Annotated in this window: 15 protein-coding genes; 7 read left to right on the forward strand and 8 right to left on the reverse strand. The window is 73.3% G+C overall.

All coding sequences use genetic code 11. The features are described from left to right. Positions 1-70: 70 nt before the first annotated feature. Both ABIC29_RS18755 and ABIC29_RS18760 read left to right on the forward strand, forming a co-directional pair. Positions 71-3,295 carry a glycosyltransferase gene (locus tag ABIC29_RS18755; protein ID WP_354247978.1) on the forward strand — a complete coding sequence of 1,075 codons (3,225 nt, stop codon included), beginning with the start codon at positions 71-73 and terminating at the stop codon, positions 3,293-3,295. Next, the gene (locus ABIC29_RS18760) at positions 3,285-4,751 is read left to right on the forward strand and encodes a DUF5719 family protein (RefSeq protein WP_354247981.1); all 1,467 of its coding nucleotides are present in this window, start codon (positions 3,285-3,287) and stop codon (positions 4,749-4,751) included. Before ABIC29_RS18755 ends, ABIC29_RS18760 begins: the two co-directional genes overlap by 11 nt. A 66-nt stretch (positions 4,752-4,817) precedes the next feature. On the opposite strand, the gene ABIC29_RS18765 is transcribed toward ABIC29_RS18760, so the two are convergent. After that, positions 4,818-5,258, reverse strand: a complete 441-nt coding sequence (locus ABIC29_RS18765; protein WP_055859648.1) for a hypothetical protein — start codon at positions 5,256-5,258, stop codon at positions 4,818-4,820. A 44-nt stretch (positions 5,259-5,302) separates the two neighbouring features. On the opposite strand from ABIC29_RS18765, the gene ABIC29_RS18770 reads away from it, so the two are divergent. The 3 genes from ABIC29_RS18770 to ahcY all read left to right on the forward strand — a co-directional run bounded on the left by ABIC29_RS18770 (position 5,303) and on the right by ahcY (position 8,502). Then, positions 5,303-5,521 carry a DUF3499 family protein gene (locus ABIC29_RS18770; RefSeq protein ID WP_116083265.1) on the forward strand — a complete coding sequence of 73 codons (219 nt, stop codon included), beginning with the start codon at positions 5,303-5,305 and terminating at the stop codon, positions 5,519-5,521. Beyond that, positions 5,518-6,954, forward strand: coding sequence for a phosphomannomutase/phosphoglucomutase (locus ABIC29_RS18775; protein WP_354247985.1), 1,437 nt, complete (start codon positions 5,518-5,520; stop codon positions 6,952-6,954). The genes ABIC29_RS18770 and ABIC29_RS18775 overlap by 4 nt, the downstream gene beginning before the upstream one ends. Before the next feature lie 69 nt (positions 6,955-7,023). Then, the gene (gene ahcY / locus ABIC29_RS18780; protein ID WP_354247988.1) at positions 7,024-8,502 is read left to right on the forward strand and encodes an adenosylhomocysteinase; all 1,479 of its coding nucleotides are present in this window, start codon (positions 7,024-7,026) and stop codon (positions 8,500-8,502) included. Positions 8,503-8,557: 55 nt separating this feature from the next. Here ahcY and ABIC29_RS18785 read toward each other — a convergent pair whose 3' ends face one another. Next, complete coding sequence (locus ABIC29_RS18785) at positions 8,558-9,406, reverse strand: RDD family protein (protein WP_354247991.1); 849 nt, start codon at positions 9,404-9,406, stop codon at positions 8,558-8,560. Positions 9,407-9,423: 17 nt separating this feature from the next. Here ABIC29_RS18785 and ABIC29_RS18790 point away from each other — a divergent pair, with 17 nt between their 5' ends. After that, the gene (locus ABIC29_RS18790; protein WP_354247994.1) at positions 9,424-10,419 is read left to right on the forward strand and encodes a stage II sporulation protein M; all 996 of its coding nucleotides are present in this window, start codon (positions 9,424-9,426) and stop codon (positions 10,417-10,419) included. A 147-nt stretch (positions 10,420-10,566) separates the two neighbouring features. On the opposite strand, the gene ABIC29_RS18795 is transcribed toward ABIC29_RS18790, so the two are convergent. The 6 genes from ABIC29_RS18795 to ABIC29_RS18820 form a co-directional block, all read right to left on the reverse strand. Beyond that, a complete protein-coding gene (locus tag ABIC29_RS18795; protein ID WP_116083253.1) occupies positions 10,567-11,325 on the reverse strand; it encodes an aquaporin in 759 nt (252 codons plus the stop codon). 283 nt (positions 11,326-11,608) lie between these two features. Continuing rightward, complete coding sequence (locus tag ABIC29_RS18800; protein WP_354247996.1) at positions 11,609-12,946, reverse strand: DUF58 domain-containing protein; 1,338 nt, start codon at positions 12,944-12,946, stop codon at positions 11,609-11,611. Between the two features lies 1 nt (position 12,947). Further along, complete coding sequence (locus ABIC29_RS18805) at positions 12,948-13,934, reverse strand: AAA family ATPase (RefSeq protein ID WP_116083248.1); 987 nt, start codon at positions 13,932-13,934, stop codon at positions 12,948-12,950. Continuing rightward, entirely contained in the window at positions 13,931-15,310 is a 1,380-nt protein-coding gene (locus ABIC29_RS18810) for a DUF4350 domain-containing protein (RefSeq protein WP_354247999.1), read from the reverse strand. Before ABIC29_RS18810 ends, ABIC29_RS18805 begins: the two co-directional genes overlap by 4 nt. Then, positions 15,307-16,011 (reverse strand): DUF4129 domain-containing protein, encoded by a 705-nt coding sequence (locus ABIC29_RS18815; protein WP_354248002.1) that lies wholly within the window; start codon positions 16,009-16,011, stop codon positions 15,307-15,309. The genes ABIC29_RS18810 and ABIC29_RS18815 overlap by 4 nt, the downstream gene beginning before the upstream one ends. Further along, on the reverse strand, positions 16,008-17,336 hold the full coding sequence (locus tag ABIC29_RS18820) for a DUF7847 domain-containing protein (RefSeq protein WP_354248005.1): 1,329 nt from the start codon (positions 17,334-17,336) through the stop codon (positions 16,008-16,010). The genes ABIC29_RS18815 and ABIC29_RS18820 overlap by 4 nt, the downstream gene beginning before the upstream one ends. Before the next feature lie 182 nt (positions 17,337-17,518). Between ABIC29_RS18820 and mtrA the strand changes: the two genes are divergently transcribed. Continuing rightward, positions 17,519-18,199, forward strand: a complete 681-nt coding sequence (gene mtrA / locus ABIC29_RS18825; protein WP_116083239.1) for an MtrAB system response regulator MtrA — start codon at positions 17,519-17,521, stop codon at positions 18,197-18,199. The last annotated feature ends 4 nt before the right edge of the window (positions 18,200-18,203 follow it).

The following is an 18,203-nucleotide window of genomic DNA, read 5'->3' on the forward strand; positions in this document are numbered from 1 at the left end:
CCGCGAACTGATTCGGGGCGCGCCCGGGGAGTTCCGGATGCCGCGCCGAGGGCCGCTTAGGCTGGCCACGATGTTCCCCAGAGTCACCGCCGTCCTCGTCGCTCGCCACGGCGGCGACCGTCTTCGGCACACGCTGAACGCCGTCCGTGCGCAGAGCCGAGAGCCTGACGCGCTCGTCATCGTGCTCGCTCGACCCGAGGGCGATGCCCGCGAGATCGCGGCGACCGCCGGTGCCACGCACGTGGTCGAGTCGAACGAGGCGCTCTCGTTCGGCGAGGCCGTGCGCTCGGGCGAGCGCATCCTCGACGCTCCCGCCGACGACACCGACACGCTGTGGCTGCTCACCGAGGATTCGGCGCCCGAGCCGGGTGCCCTCGACGCCCTGCTGGCCACCATCGTGAACGGCCGCTCGATCGCGGTGGCGGGTCCGAAGCTCGTGGGCTGGGAGGCACCAGACCAGCTCGTGAGCCTCGGGCGCACCATGACGCGCTTCGGCCGGTCCGTTCCCGTCGTCCCCGACGAACTCGATCAGGGCCAGCACGACGATCGGAGCGACGTGCTCGGCGTCGACCCGGCTGGCATCCTCGTACGACACCACGTCTGGCAGTCGCTCGACGGCTTCGATCCCGCGCTTCCCGTCGTGGACGACGGACTCGACCTCGGCGTTCGGGCCAGGCTCGCCGGTCACCGTGTCGTGGTGGTGCCCGATGCCAGGGTCCGCTTCGCGCGCGACGGCATCGCGGGCCCCCGTGAGCCGAGCCGCGGTTCGGCGAGACGCAGGCGCGACCGTCTCGTGCGCGCCGCGGCGCTGCACCGCCGCCTCGTCTCTGCGCCGGCCGCGGCCGTGCCGTTCCACTGGCTCACATTCCTCCCGCTGGCGTTCCTCCGATCGATCGTGAGCCTGCTCGGCAAGCGGCCCGGCGCGATCCCCGGCGAGTTCGCCGCCGCGCTCGGCACGATGTTCTCCGGTGCGCGGGTCCCCAGGTCGCGCCGGGTGCTCGCGGCGGCGCGCACGACCAAGTGGTCGGCCGTCGCCCCCCTGAGGCTTCAGCCGGACGAGGCACGGCGGCGCCGCGAGGCCGCGGCCGAAGCCAGGCGCATCCGCGCGCGCGGCCGCACCGACGACGTGCAGTTCATCGGCACGGGCGGCGGATGGGTGCTGCTCGTGTCGGCCGTGGCATCCGTCGTGCTCTTCTCGTGGCTGCTCGGTGCCGGCGGCATCGGCGGCGGCGGACTGCTGCCGCTCTCGAACGGCCTCGCCGAGCTCTGGCGCAACGCCGCCTACGGGTGGCGCGACGTCGGCGCCGGATTCGTGGGCGCGGCCGACCCGTTCGCGGGCATCCTCGCCGTGCTCGGGTCGATCACCTTCTGGACCCCGTCGCTCGCACTCGTCGGGCTCTGGCTGCTCGCACTTCCCGCTGCGGCGCTCGGCGCCTGGTTCGCGGCATCCCGCCTCACCGAGCGCGGTTCGATGCGCGCGCTCGCGGCGGTGCTCTGGGTGTTCGCGCCCATGTTCCTCACGGCCCTCGCCGACGGGCGTCCGGGCGCCGTCATCGCGCACGTCCTCCTCGGATGGCTCGCATACGCCATGCTCGGCGCCGCCCGCTCGTGGTCGTCGGCCGCGACGGCATCGCTGCTCTTCGCGGCCGTCATCGCCGCGGCTCCGAGTCTCGCGCCGGCGCTGCTCATCGGCTGGATCGTCGCGCTCGCGACGAGCGGCCGGGCCGCCGTCAGGTTCGCCTGGCTGCCCGCGCCCGCGCTCGCACTGGCCCTGCCGCTCGTGTTCGATCAGCTCACCGGCGGCACGGCGTTCGGCCTGCTCGCCGATCCCGGACTTCCGCGAGGCAGTGCGACCCCGACGCCCTGGGAGCTCGCGCTGGGGCTGCCCCAGGCCGGCTGGGGAGGCTGGCCCGAGGCCGTCGCGTCGATCCCCGCGCTCTCGGGCATCGACGCGTTCACGACGATGATCGTGCTCTCGGCGCTGCTCGTGCCGCTCGCGCTGGTCGCCCTCGGGGCGTTCTTCGCCCCCGGCATCCGCACGGTGCTGCTGACCGTCGCGACCGTGCTGATCGGCTTCGCGACGGCGTTCGCCGCAACCCTCGTGTCGGTCGCGATCGCGGGACCGGAGGTCGTCGCGGTGTGGTCCGGGGCCGGGCTCAGCCTGGCGTGGCTCGGCGTGGTCGTGGCGGTCGTGGTCGCCGGCGACGCCCTGCGGCGCTTCCGCGGCGGCGTGTTCGCCGTGCTCACCGTGTGCGCGCTCATCGCCGTGATGCCGACGCTGGGCTCGCTCGCGACGGGCAGCGCGGTCGTCGGACCGGCCGCCGAGCGCTCGGTGCCCGCGTACATCGTCGCCGAGGCCGACGCCGATCCGCGCGTCGCGACCCTGCGCATGCAGCCGCTCGACGACGGCGGGCTGCGGGCCACCCTCGTGCATGGACTCGGCGAGACCCTCGACGACCAGTCGACGCTCGCGCAGACCCGTACCGAACTCACCGAGGACGAGCGCGAGCTCGCGAACATCGCCGGCAACCTCGCGAGTCGCAGTGGCTTCGACGCGGATGCCGCCGTGCGCGAGTTCGGCGTCTCGTTCGTGCTGCTCGAGTCGGCGTCCGACGCGAACGCGGCGGCGACCGCCGATCGTGCGCGCATCGCGCTCGACGGCAACGCCGCGCTGACCCCGGTCGGCGCGACCGACTTCGGCACGCTCTGGCGCTTCGTCGATGCCGAGGCGGATGCCGAGGCCACCCGGATCCCGACCGACACCGGGTGGATCGGCGGCGTGATCACGGGCGTGCAACTGCTGGTGCTGCTCGTGACCCTGCTGCTCTCGATTCCGACGGGCGCCGGACGCGAGGTCGACCGCCGACCCGTACGAGCGCCGCGGACGCGCAAGGCGAAGGTCGTGCCGGCCGCTGAGCCGGACGCCGAGGCCGACGCGGGGGGCGGAGTTGACGTCGCGCCCGGAGCCGACGCCGACCCCACCGCGGAGCCGGGCGCTGAACCTTCCGCTGAACCCGAACCCGGGCCCGCCGGGGCCGGGGGTCAGGATCCCGAGCCTGATCCGGCGCCGGAGTCCGCGCCGGAGCCCTCGTCACCGTCCGAGGCCGAGCCGATCGCTGAGGCGCAACCGCAGTCGGAGGCCGCCCTCGAGCCGGCCCCGAAGCCCGAGCGCGCCCCGCGGCCGAAGCGGAAGCCCGAGCCCGCGCCCGAGCCCGAACCCGAGCCCGAACCCGAACTCGAGCCCGACGACCCGACCGACCGACCCGACGCAGGGGAGGCCCCCGATGCCCGTTGACCGCAGCAGGATCGTCCGCATCGGGGTGAGGTCCCTGGCCGCCCTCGCGACCGCCGCCGTCGCGGTGGGCGTGGTCGGCGCCGCGGCGCTCGGCACCTGGCCGTCGCATCGTGCCGAGGCGCCGTCGGCCGTCGTGCAGCCCGAGGCGGTGAGCCAGCAGCGCGTGTGCCCGGGCCCGGTCCTCGCGATCGGGACGGACGCCTCCGATGCGACCGGGATCGAGTCGGTCGGCTCGGCATCCGTCATCACCGCGACCGATCCCGACGACGTCGACCTCGAGCAGTCGTGGCTCGCCGTCGCCGACGACCCGGAGGCGCCGGAGGACTCCGGCCCCCTCGTGATCGACGCCGCCGCCGGCCTGGTCGACCCCGGCATGCTCGCGGGGGCGCAGTCGCAGACCGTGCGCTCCGAGACGCTCGGCGGGTTCGCCGCGGCATCCTGCACCGAGGCGGTCGAGGAATCGTGGCTCGTGGCCGGGTCGACGACGGTCGGCCGCAGCAGTCTCGTGCTGCTCTCGAACCCGACGGACGTCGCCGCGACGGTCGACGTGCGCGTCGTCGGCGAGGCCGGACCGGTCGAAGCCCGTTCGGCGATCGGCATCACCGTGCCCCCGCACACGCAGCGCGTGCTCTCGCTCGCCGGCCTCGCGCCGAACGTCGCGTCTCCGGTGGTGCACGTGACGAGCACGGGCGGCTCGATCGCTGCGTCGCTCGAGCAGAGCGTCGTCGAGGGTCTTGCACCTGCGGGCCTCGAGCTCACGGGGCCGACGGCCGCGCCATCCGACCGGCTGGTGATCCCGGGTCTCGTCATCGCCGACGAGGGCGGCGTGCACGCCGATGAGGACCACGCGGAGGGCGACGCGTTCGCGGCCCTTCGGCTCTACAGCCCAGGCGACGAGCAGGTCGAGGTCTCGATCGGCATCGTGCCCGTCGGTGGCGGCGGTGCGGGCGACTCCATCGACGTCGCCCTGCAGCCGGGCACGGTGAGCGACGTCCCGCTCGGCGACCTCGCGGCCGGGACGTACACGGTGCGCGTCGACGCCGACGGGCCGCTCGTGGCCGCCGCCCGTTCGACCGTCATGGCCCTGGCCGATGATGAGGACGGGCAGGCGACGGATGCCGCGGTGCCGGCCGATCTGGCCTGGTTCGTCGCCGCGCAGCCCCTGCTCGACTCGGCGGTGGTCGCCGTCGCGTCCGGTGCCTCGCCGACGCTGCACCTCGCCGCCGGCGGTTCGGGAGCCGAAGCGGTGACCGTCACGATCGACGGCGCGACGAGGGATGTGGAGCTGCCGTCGCTCGGCTCGGTGTCGGTGCCGCTGGAACCCGGGACCGTGCTGCTGCAGGGCGTCGAGGGGGTCTCGGCTTCGATCACGTATCGCGGTGCCGATGCGCTCGCCTCGTTCGCGGTCGCCCCGCCGGGGCCGCTGGACTCGCCGATCCGCGTCTACCCGCGCTGAGCGGGCGTCACGGCCCGAACGTCACGTCCGTCCTCGCATCGAAGCGTCTCGCGCGCGAATGCGAGCTCAGAGGTGACGGTAGCGCCCCGGCGCGAGCTCCCAGGGATCCTTGTCGAGGAACTCGGCGACCGCTCGGAACACGCAGCTCTCGATGAGCAGCTTCTCGTCGCGCTCCTCGCCCTCCTGCAACCGCAGGAACCGCACGATCGGCAGGCGGTGGAACGTGATGCGGCGCTCGTCGTGCGCGACTTTCCACCGGTCGATGTGATCGACGTGGATCGCCTCGGCGGGCGCCTGCGTGACCTCGAAGACGACGCCCTCGAGTTCGGGCCAGAGCCCGCGCAGGTACGACGCGGTGCCGGCGACGGTCGCGTCGAAGTCCTCGAGCCTCGTCGAGAGCGGTTCGAGGTGCGGGCCGGTCACGGCCGAGCGCATGCCGCGACCGTGGCGGTCGCGTGCGAGTCGCCTCGGCGAACGCGGGGTGGCGACACGGCGGGATCGAGGCATGCCTCCATCGTAATGTCCGGCCGCATCGCTACAGTGGTCGAGCCATGAAGAGACGTTGCTCACGCACCGCATGCCCCGCCGAGGCGGTCGCGACGCTGACCTTCGACTACGCCGACTCGATGGCCGTGCTCGGCCCGCTCTCGGTGACGCGCGAGCCGCACGGCTACGACCTCTGCGCGACCCATGCCGAGCGCACCTCGGCACCCGTCGGTTGGCAGATCGTTCGGTATGTGACGCCCGGTCGGGTAGATTCCACGGCATGACGAACGCCGAGAATCCTGTCGACCGCGAGCGACTCAGCTCGATCGTGAAGGCCTACGACGTGCGCGGCATCGTGGGCGACGCCCTGACCGAGCAGTCCGTCGAGGCCCTCGCCGCCGCGTTCGTCGACGAAGTCGGCGCCGCAGGAGGCAGGGTCGTCGTCGGCCACGACATGCGCGACTCCTCGCCAGGGTTCGCCGCGGCGTTCGCCCGCGGCGCGACGAGCCGTGGTGCCGACGTCGTCGCGATCGGCCTCTGCTCGACCGACGAGAGCTACTACGCGTCCGGCATCCTGAACGCGCCGGCGGCCATGTTCACGGCGAGCCACAACCCCGCCGCCTACAACGGCATCAAGTTCTCTCGCGCCGGTGCCCAGGGCATCTCGCTCGACACCGGCCTCGCGGCGATCCGCGACCGGGCGGGCGACTACCTCGAGCAGGGCGGCGTCTCGTCCGTCGAGACGCCGGGCTCGGTGCAACCGCTCGACGTGCTCGCCGACTACGCGGCCTACCTGCGCTCGCTCGTCGACCTCACCGGCATCCGCCCCCTGAAGATCGTCGTCGACGCGGGCAACGGCATGGGCGGGCTCACCGTGCCCGCCGTGCTCGGCACCGCTGCGGGGCTCGCCGAGCTGCCCCTCGAGATCGTGCCGCTCTACTTCGAGCTCGACGGCACGTTCCCCAATCACGAGGCGAACCCGCTCGAGCCCGCGAACCTCGTCGACCTGCAGCAGGCCGTCGTCGAGCACGGCGCCGACCTCGGCCTCGCGTTCGACGGCGATGCCGACCGCTGCTTCGTGGTCGACGAGCGGGGCCTCGCCGTCACGCCGTCCGCCGTCGCCGCGATCGTCGCCGTGCGCGAGATCGCCCGCGTCGCGGCCCTCGGCGAGACCGAGGTCAACGTGATCCACAACCTCATCACCTCGCGCTTCGTGCCCGAGACGATCGAGGCGGCCGGGGCGAACCCGGTCCGAACGCGCGTCGGCCACTCGCTCATCAAGGACCGCATGAAGGAGACCGGCGCGGTCTTCGGCGGCGAGCACTCCGCGCACTACTACTTCCGCGACTTCTGGGGCGCCGACAACGGCATGCTCGCGGCCATGCACGTGCTCGCCGAGTTCGGCGCGCAGCAGGCGCCGCTCTCCGAGCTGGCCGACCGCTTCACGCCGTACGCGCTCTCGGGCGAGATCAACTCCGTCGTCGACGACGTGCCGTCGGCGTACACGCGCGTGGTCGAGGCGTTCACGGGTCGCGGCGAGTTCGACGAGCTCGACGGCCTCACGGTGTTCGGCACCACCTCCGAAGACGAGCCGTTCTGGTGGTTCAACGTGCGGCCCTCGAACACCGAGCCGCTGCTCCGCCTGAACGTCGAGGGTGGGGATGCCGCGACCATGGCCGTCGTCCGCGACGAGGTGCTGGAGCTCATCCGCGCCTGAGCGACATCGATCCGGGCGCCCTCGGCGTCCGGATCGCGCGCCGCCCGGCGAGCCTGCGACAATGGACGCATGACGCTCGCCGAGACATCCGCACTCCCGTTCAAGGTCGCCGACCTCTCGCTCGCCGAGGCCGGTCGTCACCAGCTCCGCCTCGCCGAGAACGAGATGCCCGGGCTCATGTCGCTCCGTGAGGAGTTCGGCGCGTCGCAGCCGCTCGCCGGCGCGCGAATCGCCGGCAGCCTGCACATGACCGTGCAGACCGCGGTGCTCATCGAGACGCTCGTGGCCCTCGGCGCGCAGGTGCGCTGGGCGAGCTGCAACATCTTCTCCACGCAGAACGAGGCCGCAGCGGCCATCGCGGTCGGCCCCGACGGCACCCCCGAAGACCCCAGGGGCGTTCCGGTGTTCGCGTGGAAGGGCGAGACGCTCGAGGAGTACTGGTGGTGCACCGACCGCATCTTCGACTGGAGCGCCGAGGCCGCCGCCGCGGGGGCCGATTGGATCGGCCCCAACATGATCCTCGACGACGGCGGTGACGCGACCCTGCTCGTGCATGACGGCCGCACGTTCGAGGCTGCGGGCGCCGTGCCCGAGACCCCCGCCGACGCGAGCCACGAGTACCGCGTCGTGCTCGACACGCTGCGCCGCTCGCTCGAGGTCGGCGGCGACCGCTGGACGCGCATCGCCGAGGAGCTCAAGGGCGTCACCGAAGAGACGACCACTGGCGTGCACCGCCTCTACGAGCTGCACGCCAAGGGCGAACTGCTGTTCCCGGCGATCAACGTCAACGACTCGGTCACGAAATCGAAGTTCGACAACAAGTACGGCATCCGGCACTCGCTGCCCGACGGCCTCAACCGCGCGACCGACGTGCTCATGGGCGGCAAGGTCGCGTTCGTCGTCGGCTACGGCGATGTCGGCAAGGGTGCGGCCGAGGCCCTCCGCGGCCAGGGCGCGCGCGTCATCGTGTCCGAGGTCGACCCGATCTGCGCGCTGCAGGCGGCGATGGACGGCTACCAGGTCGCCAGGCTCGAAGACGTCGTCGGCGAGATCGACATGGTCATCACCTGCACGGGCAACAAGGACGTCGTGCGCCTCGAGCACATGCTCGGCATGAAGCACCTCGCCATCGTCGCGAACGTCGGGCACTTCGACAACGAGATCGACATGGCCGGCCTCGAGTCGCTCGAGGGCGCCGTGCGCGTCGAGATCAAGCCGCAGGTGCACGAGTGGCGCCTGCCGACCGGCCGTTCGATCCTCGTGCTCTCCGAGGGCCGCCTCATGAACCTCGGCAACGCCACCGGCCACCCGTCGTTCGTCATGTCGAACTCGTTCACCAACCAGGTGCTCGCCCAGATCGAGCTCTGGACGCGCCCCGAGCAGTACCCGATCGGCGTCTACGTGCTGCCGAAGCACCTCGACGAGAAGGTCGCGCGACTCCACCTCGACTCGCTCGGCGTGGTGCTCACCGAGCTCAGCCCCGAGCAGGCCGCCTACATCGGCGTGCCCGTCGAGGGCCCCTACAAGGTCGACCACTACCGGTACTGATCGAGCGGTTCCGGATGCCGCTGGCGCGCGCCTGCGGCATCCGTCCCGCCTGTGCTCAGCGTCGCGGGAAGCCCGCCGGCGCGGCGGTGAGCACGGGTTCGAGGCTCGCGAGTCGTGCCTGCTCGAGTTCGAGCGCGCGCGCGTCGCGGGCACGGCGCAGGGCGACCACGCCGGCGAGGAACGGCTCGGGCGCGGCATCCGGCACCGGCGCGACGTACGGCGCGACCTCGGCTGCGAGCGACGCGGCCAGGCGGGTGCGGCTCTCGGGTGCCAGCTGCGCGACGTTCTCGAAGTACGAGGCGACGCGGCGGGCGAGCGGGTCGGGCAGCCGCGCGACGTCGGCGATCGAGGCCCACGAGACGAGCTCGGTCGGCACGCCGAACGCGTTCGACCGGACCGCAGGGACGCGCTCGACCTGGGCGTGGGTTCCGGCGAGCAGGTCGCCGAGGCGCTTCGACGACGGGTTCAGGAAGCCGACGAGCACCGCCAGCCCGCCGAACGTGAGGTAGATCTCGAGCACGCCGGTCAGCGCGCGGATGAAGGCGTGACGGAACCCGATCGACCCGCCGTCGTCGCGTACGACCCGGAGGCCGAGCGCGAGCTTGCCGAGGGAGCGGCCGCGCGAGGCGGTCTCGACCGCGGTCGGCAGCACGATGATGACGAGCACGACCCCGCCGATCGCGATCGCGCGGAACGCGGCGCCGTCGACGGTGAGGCCGGCGCCGGTCGCGATGAGCGCCATGCCGACGAGCAGCACGAGGCTCACGACCACGTCGATCATCGTTCCGGCGCCGCGGATCAGGGCGGACGCCGGTCGCAGGTCGAGCGCGACGGCCTCGCCGATGACCACGCCCTCGTCGTCGTGGCGGGCGGCACCGGTGCGGGCGTGCGACACGTCGACCATGGCTAGTATTCAAGCAGATGGACCTCGACGCGCTCGCCACCGCCCGCCATGACGCATGGCAGCGGCTCGACGCGCTCGGCAGGGCGAGCCGGCTCTCCGGGCCCGAGTCCGATGAGCTCATCGAGCGGTACCAGGGCGCGGCGTCCGACCTCTCGCTCGTGCAGACCACGGTCGGCTCGACGGCGCTCGGCGATCGTCTCTCGGTCTCCCTCGCCAAGGCGAGACTCCGGTTCACCGGGGCGCCGGAGAACCCCCTGAAGGTGTTCACGCGGTTCGTGGCGGCCGACCTGCCGGCGGCGCTCTACCGGGTGCGCTGGCTCACGCTCGCGGTGGCCGTCGCGACCGTGGTCGTCGCCGGGCTCTACGTCTGGTGGATCGCCTCCGACCCGCGCGTGCTCGCCACGCTCGGCGACCCCGCCCAGATGCAGCAGCTGGCCGACGAGGGCTTCGTCGCGTACTACTCCGAGAACCCGGCGGCGTCCTTCGCCGGATCGGTCTGGACCAACAACGCCTGGATCGCGGCGCAGTGCGTCGCGTTCGGCATCACGGGCGTCTGGGTGCCTGCGGTGATCCTGCAGAACGCGCAGAACCTCGGCGTCACGGCGGCGGTCATGTTCGCCTACGACGAGGCCGACACGTTCTTCCTCTACATCACGCCCCACGGCCTGCTCGAGCTCACCTGCGTGTTCGTGGCCGCGGCGGCCGGGCTCCGGATCTTCTGGGCCTGGGTCGCGCCCGGCACCCGTCCGCGGGGCGTCGCCCTCGCCGAAGACGCCCGTGCGTTGTTCACGGTCGCCATCGGGCTCGTGTTCTTCCTCTTCGTCTCCGGGCTCATCGAGGGCTTCGTCACGCCCGCCCCGTGGCCGTGGGCCGTGAAGATCGGCATCGGCGTGATCGCCTTCGGCGGGTTCCTCGCCTACATGCTCGTGCTCGGCGGTCGTGCGTACCGCGCCGGGGCGACGGGCGACCTCGACGCGTTCGAGGCGGGCGCCACGCGCATCATCGCCGGCTGAGCGGCATCGGTCACCTGGCGTCGGGCCGCATCGGCACCGGATGCCGGCTCGGTCCGTTCGCCGGCGCCGCACGCCGCGCCATCCGCCCTGGGAAGCGGAATGGCGGATGCCCCGTGGGGACATCCGCCATTCGGTGCGGTGCGTGGACTACGCCGAGAGCCTCGCGGGGCGGTCGAAGACGGCCCTGTAGATGGCGCCGGCGATGATCGCGCCGAGGATCGGGGCGACGATCGAGAGCCAGACCTGGCCGATCGCGTCAGCGCCGCCGTAGATCGCCGTCGCGATCGAGCGCGCCGGGTTGAACGACGCGTTCGAGACGGGGATCGCGACGAGCGCGATCGCCGTGAGGGTGAGGCCGATCGCGATCGGGGCGAAGTTCGAGGCCGAGCGGCCGGCGCTCGTCACACCGAGGATGACGAACAGGAACACCGCCGTGGCGATCGTCTCGACGAGGAACACCGAGAGCAGGCCGTAGCCGCCGGGCGAGAGCACGTCGTAGCCGGTCGACGCGCCCTGGAACACGGCGGTGTCGAACAGCGGTCCCGTCGCGAGGATCCCGAGCAGCGCGGTCGAGGCGAGGATGCCGCCGACGAGCTGGGCCGCGATGTACGGTGCGACCTCGCGCCACGGGAATCGCCCGGCGACGGCGAGCCCGATCGAGACGGCCGGGTTGAAGTGGCCGCCCGAGACCGGACCGAACGCGTACGCGCCGACCAGCACGCTCAGGCCGAGCGCCAAGGCGACGCCGAGGAAGCCGACGTTCAGGCCGCCCTCGCCCGCGGCGAACCCGGCGGCGAAGATCGCGGTGCCGATGACGCCGAAGACGAGGATGAAGGTGCCGAGCACCTCTGCGGTGAGCTTCTGCGCGGTCGACGGGGTGTCGACGGCGGGTGCGGTTTCGGACATGACCGATCCTTTCGGAGGGACGATTGGGTGGGACGAATGTGGCGAGTCGGAACGGCGACCCCCCGCCGCCGTTCGGTGCGACGTTATCGACCGTGCCGTCGCCGACGGGGGACATCCGCCGCCCATGCCCAAATCGTTATCCGAACGGACTCCGGGGCGACACATGCGGAAACACGCCGACGCACGGCGTCGGAACCGTGGCCGCAACTCCCGCGTCGGACGGTGCGTCGGGCGGGCCGGCGCGGGCACGACCGCGCAGGACAGGCGTCGCCGCAGGCGCCCGTCAGAGCAGGCCGGCGGCCTTCAGCTCGAGGTAGCGGTCGGCGAGCGCCGGCGGCAGGTCGCGCGGCGCGGCCGACACGGTGTGCGCGCCCGATTGCCGGATCGCCGCAGCGACCCGGTCGACGTCGAGGCGCGCGCGCTCGGAGGCCGCGGCCAGGTACACGTCGTCGAGCGTGTCGCGGCGCGCGGCGGCGGTATCCGCCTCGGGGTCCTGCACGGACGCCACGATCACGCTGTGCCTGGCCGTCAACTGCGGCAGCACCGCGAGCAGGCCGCGCGCCGACCCGGGGGAGTCGGCGGCCGTGAGCAGCACGACGAGGGCCCGTCGGCTCGTGACCGCCCGCACCTGCGCGGGAAGCCCCGTCCAGTCGGCCTCGATCAGCTCGGCCTCGACGCCCGCCATCGAGTCGACGAGCCGGGCGAGCAGTTGCGATCCCGAGACGCCGGTGACCCTGGCACGCGCGCGCCGGTCCCACGCGAGGAAGTCGACGCGGTCGCCCGCGTGCGTGGCGAGCGCGGAGAGCAGGAGCGTGGACTCCCACGCGGTGTCCAGCCGCGGCTCGTCGGCCACGCGCGCGGCCGCCGTGCGCGACGTGTCGGCGACGATCACGATGCGACGATCCCGTTCGGGCCGCCAGGTGCGCACCATGAGCCTGGTGCCCCCGCGCGCCGCAGGGTCGACGTGCCTGGCGGTCGCGCGCCAGTCGATCGAGCGCACGTCGTCACCGCGCACGTACTCGCGGATCGAGTCGAACTCGGTGCCCTGGCCGCGCACGAGCATGGGCGTGCGACCGTCGAGCTCGCGCAGGCGGGTGAGCCGCGACGGCAGGTGCACACGCGAGTGGAACGGCGGCAGCACGCGCAGTCGCCCAGGCGCCGACAGCGTCGCCTGACGGCACCACAGCCCGAGCGGGCCCGCCGAACGCACCGTCACGTGCTCGGTGCGGCGGTCGCCCCGCCGCCACGGCGTCAGCTGCAGGCGGATGCTGCGGCGCTCGCCCGGCCCGACCGCGAGCCGTGAGCGGTTCGCGCCGGCGACCCCGGCCGACGGTTCCCAGCCGTCGCGCACGGTCGCGCGGAGCATCCGCTCGCCCGTGTTCACGATCGCCAGCCTCGACACGACGGGTTCGCCGAGGCGGACCCTCGCCGGGAGGTCGCGCACGAGCATCACCCGGCGCGGCGATGCGGCGAGCGAGAGGTCGACCGCGCCCAGCCCGATCGCGAGGGCGAGCCACCCGAGCAGCGCGAACCACGCGGCATCCGCCCCCGAGGTGCCGAGCACGACGACGGGCACGACGCCGAGGGCGACGAGCAGCACGAACCGACCGGTGACCGCCATCTCAGAGGGGGACCTGCACCTGCTGCATGATCGCGCGCAGCACCGCGTCGACCGAGACGCCCTCGAGCTCGGCCTCCGGCCGCAGCTGCACGCGGTGACGCCAGACCGGCAGCAGCATCGCCTGGATGTGGTCGGGGGTCACCGAGTCGTAGCCGGAGAGCCAGGCCCACGCCTTCGCCGCGGCGAGCAGTCCCGTCGTCGCACGAGGGCTGACACCGAGCCGCAGCGACGGGCTCAGGCGGCTCGCCCGCGCGAGGTCCACGAGGTACGCGAGCACGTCGTCGGCCACGCGCACCGCCGACGCGGCGGCCCTGGCGGCCTCGAGCTCGGCCGCACCGAGCACGGACTGCACGCCGGCCGCACCGAGGTCGTGGGGGTCGAAGCCGTCGGCATGGCGGCGCAGGATCGCGAACTCGGCGTCGCGCTCGGGGATGTCGAGCACGAGCTTCAGCAGGAACCGGTCGAGCTGCGCCTCCGGCAGCGAGTAGGTCCCCTCGTACTCGATCGGGTTCTGCGTCGCCGCCACCAGGAACGGGTCGGGCAGCGGGCGCGTCACGCCGTCGGCGGAGACCTGGCGCTCCTCCATGGCCTCGAGCAGGGCCGACTGCGTCTTCGGAGGCGTGCGGTTGATCTCGTCGGCGAGCAGGATGTTCGTGAACACCGGGCCCTCGCGGAACGCGAACTCGCCCGTGCGCGGGTCGAACGCGAGCGAACCGGTGACATCTCCCGGCATCAGGTCCGGTGTGAACTGCAGGCGCCTGGTCTCGAGGTCGAGCGTGCGGCTGAGCGTGCGTACGAGCAGGGTCTTCGCGACGCCGGGCACGCCCTCGAGCAGCACGTGGCCACGCGCGAGGAGGGCGATGATCAGGCCCGTGACCGCGCCGTCCTGCCCGACGACGGCCTTGCCGACCTCGAGGCGGACGCGGTTCAACGCGTCTCGCAGGTGGGCGTCGGCGGGGCGGGTGCTCACTGGCGTCGTGTCGGTCATCGCTGCCTTCCTGGCGTGTCGTCTGTGGTGGTCGAGGGGGTCGGCGCCCGGCCGGGGCCCGGCGCGGGCCGGGAGCCCGGCGTGCGCGCCGCCGGTGCGGGGGCGCCGCCGGCATCGGTCGTGATCGCCGCGGTCACGTCGCGTTCGAGGTCGTCGAGCGCCGCCGCGAGCGCCACGAACCGGCGGTCGTCGCCGGGCTGCTCGTCGACGAGCAGGTGCATGACGGATGCCGCATCGCGCCCGCTCGCCGTCGCGGCCGCCCGCGCGACCGCCGTGACGTCGCTCGAGCGGGGCAGGCGCAGCACGCCGGCCAGCCGCCGGATGGTCGCGACGCGCATCTGGTCGAGGGCGTGCGTGCGTTGCGTCGACCGCGCGTAGAGGCGGGCGCGGCCCTGCCTCGTCTCGCCCGCGGGCACCGTCACCGGCAGGCGCTCGACGACGAGCGGCCCGAGCCGGCGGCCGCGCCAGAGACCGGCGACGACGGTCACGACGAGCGCGAGCACGAGCACCGGGCTGACCCACCCGGGGGTGAGCTCGCCGAGCGTCGGCGCCGTGGTCGCCTCGGCGTCGGCCGGGCCCGGCAGGTACCAGACGAGGTCGGGTGTCGCGCCGAGGAGTCCGATCGCGAAGGCGGCGTTGCCGGCCTCGTCGATGCGGGCGTTCTCGAAGACCGTGGTGGCGCCGACGAGCGACAGCCGATCGGATGCCGCGTCGGGCCCGTCGGCGAGCGGCCCGACGGCCGCGGCGAAGCCGTCGTCCTGCGCGAAGCAGCCCTGCCATCCCGCCTCGCGGGCGCCGTCGTCGACCGTGAGCAGGCGCTGCCCGTCGGAGAGGCCCTCGGCGCGGGTCGCCGGGCGAGCGTCGCAGGAGACGTCGTCGATCTCGCCGTCGGCCGCGCCGGCCATGCGCACGCCCGGCGCGAGCGACTCGAGCGCGCGGAACCCGGGTTCGACGACGACGAGGCGCGCACCGCTGCCGGCGAGCTCGTCGAGTCGGTCGGCGTCGAGCATCGCGTATTCGTCGAAGAGGAGCAGGGTGGCGTCGTCGTCGGCCGACTCGACGGCATCGAGCGCGGCGTCGAGCGAGCGCGCCGCGGTGACGCTCACGCCGTGCGCCCGGAGGACCTCGACGAGTGCACCGGAGCCCGCCGAACCCGGGCTCTCGGGATCGAGCAGTCCCGCCTGCGCGCGGATGCCGCCCTGGATCACGAACAGCACGATCGTGCCGACGGCGAGCACGGCCGCGAGCACGAGCCAGGTGCGTCCGCGCCGGAGCAGCGCGCGCGGCGTCGGCGTGATCGCGACGGCGTCGGTCGCGGTGCCGGTCGCCGCTGCGGGCTCGGCGTCGCGCCGGCGGTCGGGTGCGGTGACGCTCATCGCACCGCCTCGAACCCGGTGCCGGCCTCGACCTCGGCGGGCAGGTCGGCGGGGCGCAGCGGGCGCATCGCGGCCAGCTCCCGGTCGAGCGCCGTCATCCGCTCGTAGGTCGCCGCATCACCCGCTGACCCGAGGTAGCGCACGTCGTCGAAGGCTGACGCGGCCTCGGCGAGCGAGACCCGCGCGTCGGGGAACGGCCGGGCCGCGGCATCCGCGACCGCCGTCGCCGTGGTGCCCGGGTGCACGTGCACGAGCTCCCGCTCGACGAGATCGCGGACGACGGCGCGGAACCGCTCCTCGATCGCGAGCGGCCAGGCGTGCTCGCGTGCCGCGGCCTCGGCCGAACGGCGGATCGTCGCGGCGTCGCGCAGGTCGCCCTCGAAGGACGCGAGGTCGGCGGTGCGGCGGCGACGGCGCAGGCGGGGGAGTCCGAAGACGAGCAGGCCGACCACGACGAGCACGAGCACCGCGAGCACGACGAGCAGTGCGATCACCCCGCCCGGCACGGCGCCGGCACCGTTCAGCAGGTCGAGGAACCAGTCGCGGATCGACTGCGCGAAGAGGTCGAACGCGTTCGGCTCGGCCGCTCGGTACCTCGGCTTCGACAGTTCGTCGAGCAGCCATCGGCGGGCCTCTTCGGCATCGGGATCGAGCGGTTCCGCACCCGGGCCGAGCGCGCGGACCGCCACGGCCGCGATCATGCGGGAGCGCCTCCGGACGGCACCGGGCTCGGGTGGAGGTCGCCGTGCACGGCCCACGGGTCGCCGACCGGCTGCCCGGCGTCGCGGAGTTCGACGTGGCGCGCGAGTTCGAGGTCGAGTCCCTCGGTGCGCATGCGCAGGTCGATGTAGATCACGCCGACCACGGCGGCCTGCACGACCGTCGTGATCGCCCCGATGACGATCGACAGCACGGCGGTCACGACGGCGAAGATGATCGCGATGGTGATCGCCGAGCCCGTGTTCGTCGGGTCGACGATCGCCGGCAGCAGGCTGCCGATCAGGGAGATGGGCTGCACCACGACCTGCGAGGCGACGTTCAGGATGAGCCCGACGAGCAGGAGCGTGCCGAGGGTGCGCCAGAAGTACCCGATCGTGAGGCGCCACGAACGGCGCATCGCCGCCGCGATGCCGGAGCGCTCGAGCACGATGATGCTCGGGACGAGCGAGAGCCGCACGCCGATCCACCATCCGACGACCGCGAGGCCGAGGCTGAGCAGCACGACGACCACGATGCTGACGCCGAGCCCGACGGGGGAGGAGACGGCGCCGAGCACGATGATGCCGACGAGGAGCGCGAGCACGACGAGCAGCGCGAGCGTGACGAGGAGGGTCCACCCGAGCAGAGCGCCGAAGCGCGGCAGCGTGCGACGCCACAGCGCACCGAGCGAGAGCTTCTCGCCGAGCGTGCCGGTGGCGACCTCGACGATCATGAGGCCCTGCAGGAACGCGCCGGCGACGACCGAGACGCCGACCGCGAAGAGCATCGTGAGCACGACCGCCGCGATCGAACCGGGCAGCAGTTCGTCGACCTCGCTCGGGCTCGCCGAGTCGAGTCGGCCGATGAACCAGATCATCACCGGGACCATGACGGCCGCGGCGAGGATGGCGGCGGCGAGCTGCACGAGGAGGCCGCTGCCGAACGTGGCGGCCGGGTTGCGCCGCAGCGTGCGGAACGGGGCCCAGAGCAGCGTGCCGAAGCCCAACGGCCGCAGCGGCAGCAGGCCGGGCTTGGGCGGCGCGGTCCACGCCGGGCCGCCGAGGGGCGCGCCGTACTGGGGCGCGCCGTACTGGGGCGCGCCGTACTGCGGTGCGCCGTACTGCGGTGCGCCGTACTGCCCGCCGTACGCCGGAGCCCCGGGCGGTGCGCCGTACTGCCGAGCCGCGGGCGGTGCGCCGTACGACGGCGGCGCCACAGGCGGGAGCGGCGGTGCCACCGGGGGTGCTGCGACCGGGGGCACCTGCGGTGCGGCGGCGTCGGGGCTCGGCTCGGGCGCTCCGGGCGCTCGCCAGTCGTGTTCGGCCACCTCGTCGTGCTCCTTCCGCTGCGGATTCCCATGCTCGCATATCGCGGAGCGGCGCATCGCCCCGATCCGCGCCCGCCCGCGGCATCCGCCCCGTCGTCGCAGCGAGCCACTACGCTTGTGACACCGCCAATCGCGCCCGGAGCGATGCACAGGCTCCGGCGCAGCATCACAGGAATGAACCGATGACTTCACGAGTACTCGTCGTCGACGACGACACGGCCCTCGCCGAGATGATCGGCATCGTGCTGCGCACCGAGGGGTTCGATCCGGTGTTCTGCGGCGACGGTCCGAGCGCGCTCGCGGCGTTCCGCGAGACGCGGCCCGACCTGGTGCTGCTCGACCTGATGCTGCCCGGCATGGACGGCATCGAGGTGTGCGCCCGCATCCGCGCCGAGTCCGGCACGCCGATCATCATGCTCACGGCGAAGAGCGACACGGCCGACGTCGTCAAGGGGCTCGAGTCCGGCGCCGACGACTACATGGTCAAGCCGTTCAACCCCAAAGAGCTCGTCGCCCGCATCCGCACGCGCCTCCGCCCGACGCCCGAGTCGTCCGTCGAGACCTACGCGGTGGGCGACCTCACGATCGACGCCGCCGGCCACGAGGTGCGCCGTGGCGACGAGCGCATCTCGCTCACGCCGCTCGAGTTCGACCTGCTGCTGACCCTCGCCTCCAAGCCGCAGCAGGTGTTCACGCGCGAGATGCTGCTCGAACAGGTGTGGGGCTACCACTACAAGGCCGACACGCGGCTCGTGAACGTGCACGTGCAGCGGCTCCGGGCGAAGGTCGAGCACGACCCCGACAACCCGCGCATCGTCATGACCGTGCGCGGCGTCGGGTACCGGGCCGGCGCGACCACCTGACGGC

The organism is Agromyces sp. PvR057 (assembly GCF_040547485.1).
Lineage (GTDB): Bacteria > Actinomycetota > Actinomycetes > Actinomycetales > Microbacteriaceae > Agromyces.

Coding starts and splice junctions, on each gene's coding strand:
- ABIC29_RS18755 (WP_354247978.1), top strand. CDS start 71: ATGTTCCCCAGAGTCACCGCCGTCCTCGTCGCTCGCCACGGCGGCGAC.
- ABIC29_RS18760 (WP_354247981.1), top strand. CDS start 3,285: ATGCCCGTTGACCGCAGCAGGATCGTCCGCATCGGGGTGAGGTCCCTG.
- ABIC29_RS18765 (WP_055859648.1), bottom strand. CDS start 5,258: ATGCCTCGATCCCGCCGTGTCGCCACCCCGCGTTCGCCGAGGCGACTC.
- ABIC29_RS18770 (WP_116083265.1), top strand. CDS start 5,303: ATGAAGAGACGTTGCTCACGCACCGCATGCCCCGCCGAGGCGGTCGCG.
- ABIC29_RS18775 (WP_354247985.1), top strand. CDS start 5,518: ATGACGAACGCCGAGAATCCTGTCGACCGCGAGCGACTCAGCTCGATC.
- ahcY (WP_354247988.1), top strand. CDS start 7,024: ATGACGCTCGCCGAGACATCCGCACTCCCGTTCAAGGTCGCCGACCTC.
- ABIC29_RS18785 (WP_354247991.1), bottom strand. CDS start 9,406: ATGGTCGACGTGTCGCACGCCCGCACCGGTGCCGCCCGCCACGACGAC.
- ABIC29_RS18790 (WP_354247994.1), top strand. CDS start 9,424: ATGGACCTCGACGCGCTCGCCACCGCCCGCCATGACGCATGGCAGCGG.
- ABIC29_RS18795 (WP_116083253.1), bottom strand. CDS start 11,325: ATGTCCGAAACCGCACCCGCCGTCGACACCCCGTCGACCGCGCAGAAG.
- ABIC29_RS18800 (WP_354247996.1), bottom strand. CDS start 12,946: ATGGCGGTCACCGGTCGGTTCGTGCTGCTCGTCGCCCTCGGCGTCGTG.
- ABIC29_RS18805 (WP_116083248.1), bottom strand. CDS start 13,934: ATGACCGACACGACGCCAGTGAGCACCCGCCCCGCCGACGCCCACCTG.
- ABIC29_RS18810 (WP_354247999.1), bottom strand. CDS start 15,310: ATGAGCGTCACCGCACCCGACCGCCGGCGCGACGCCGAGCCCGCAGCG.
- ABIC29_RS18815 (WP_354248002.1), bottom strand. CDS start 16,011: ATGATCGCGGCCGTGGCGGTCCGCGCGCTCGGCCCGGGTGCGGAACCG.
- mtrA (WP_116083239.1), top strand. CDS start 17,519: ATGACTTCACGAGTACTCGTCGTCGACGACGACACGGCCCTCGCCGAG.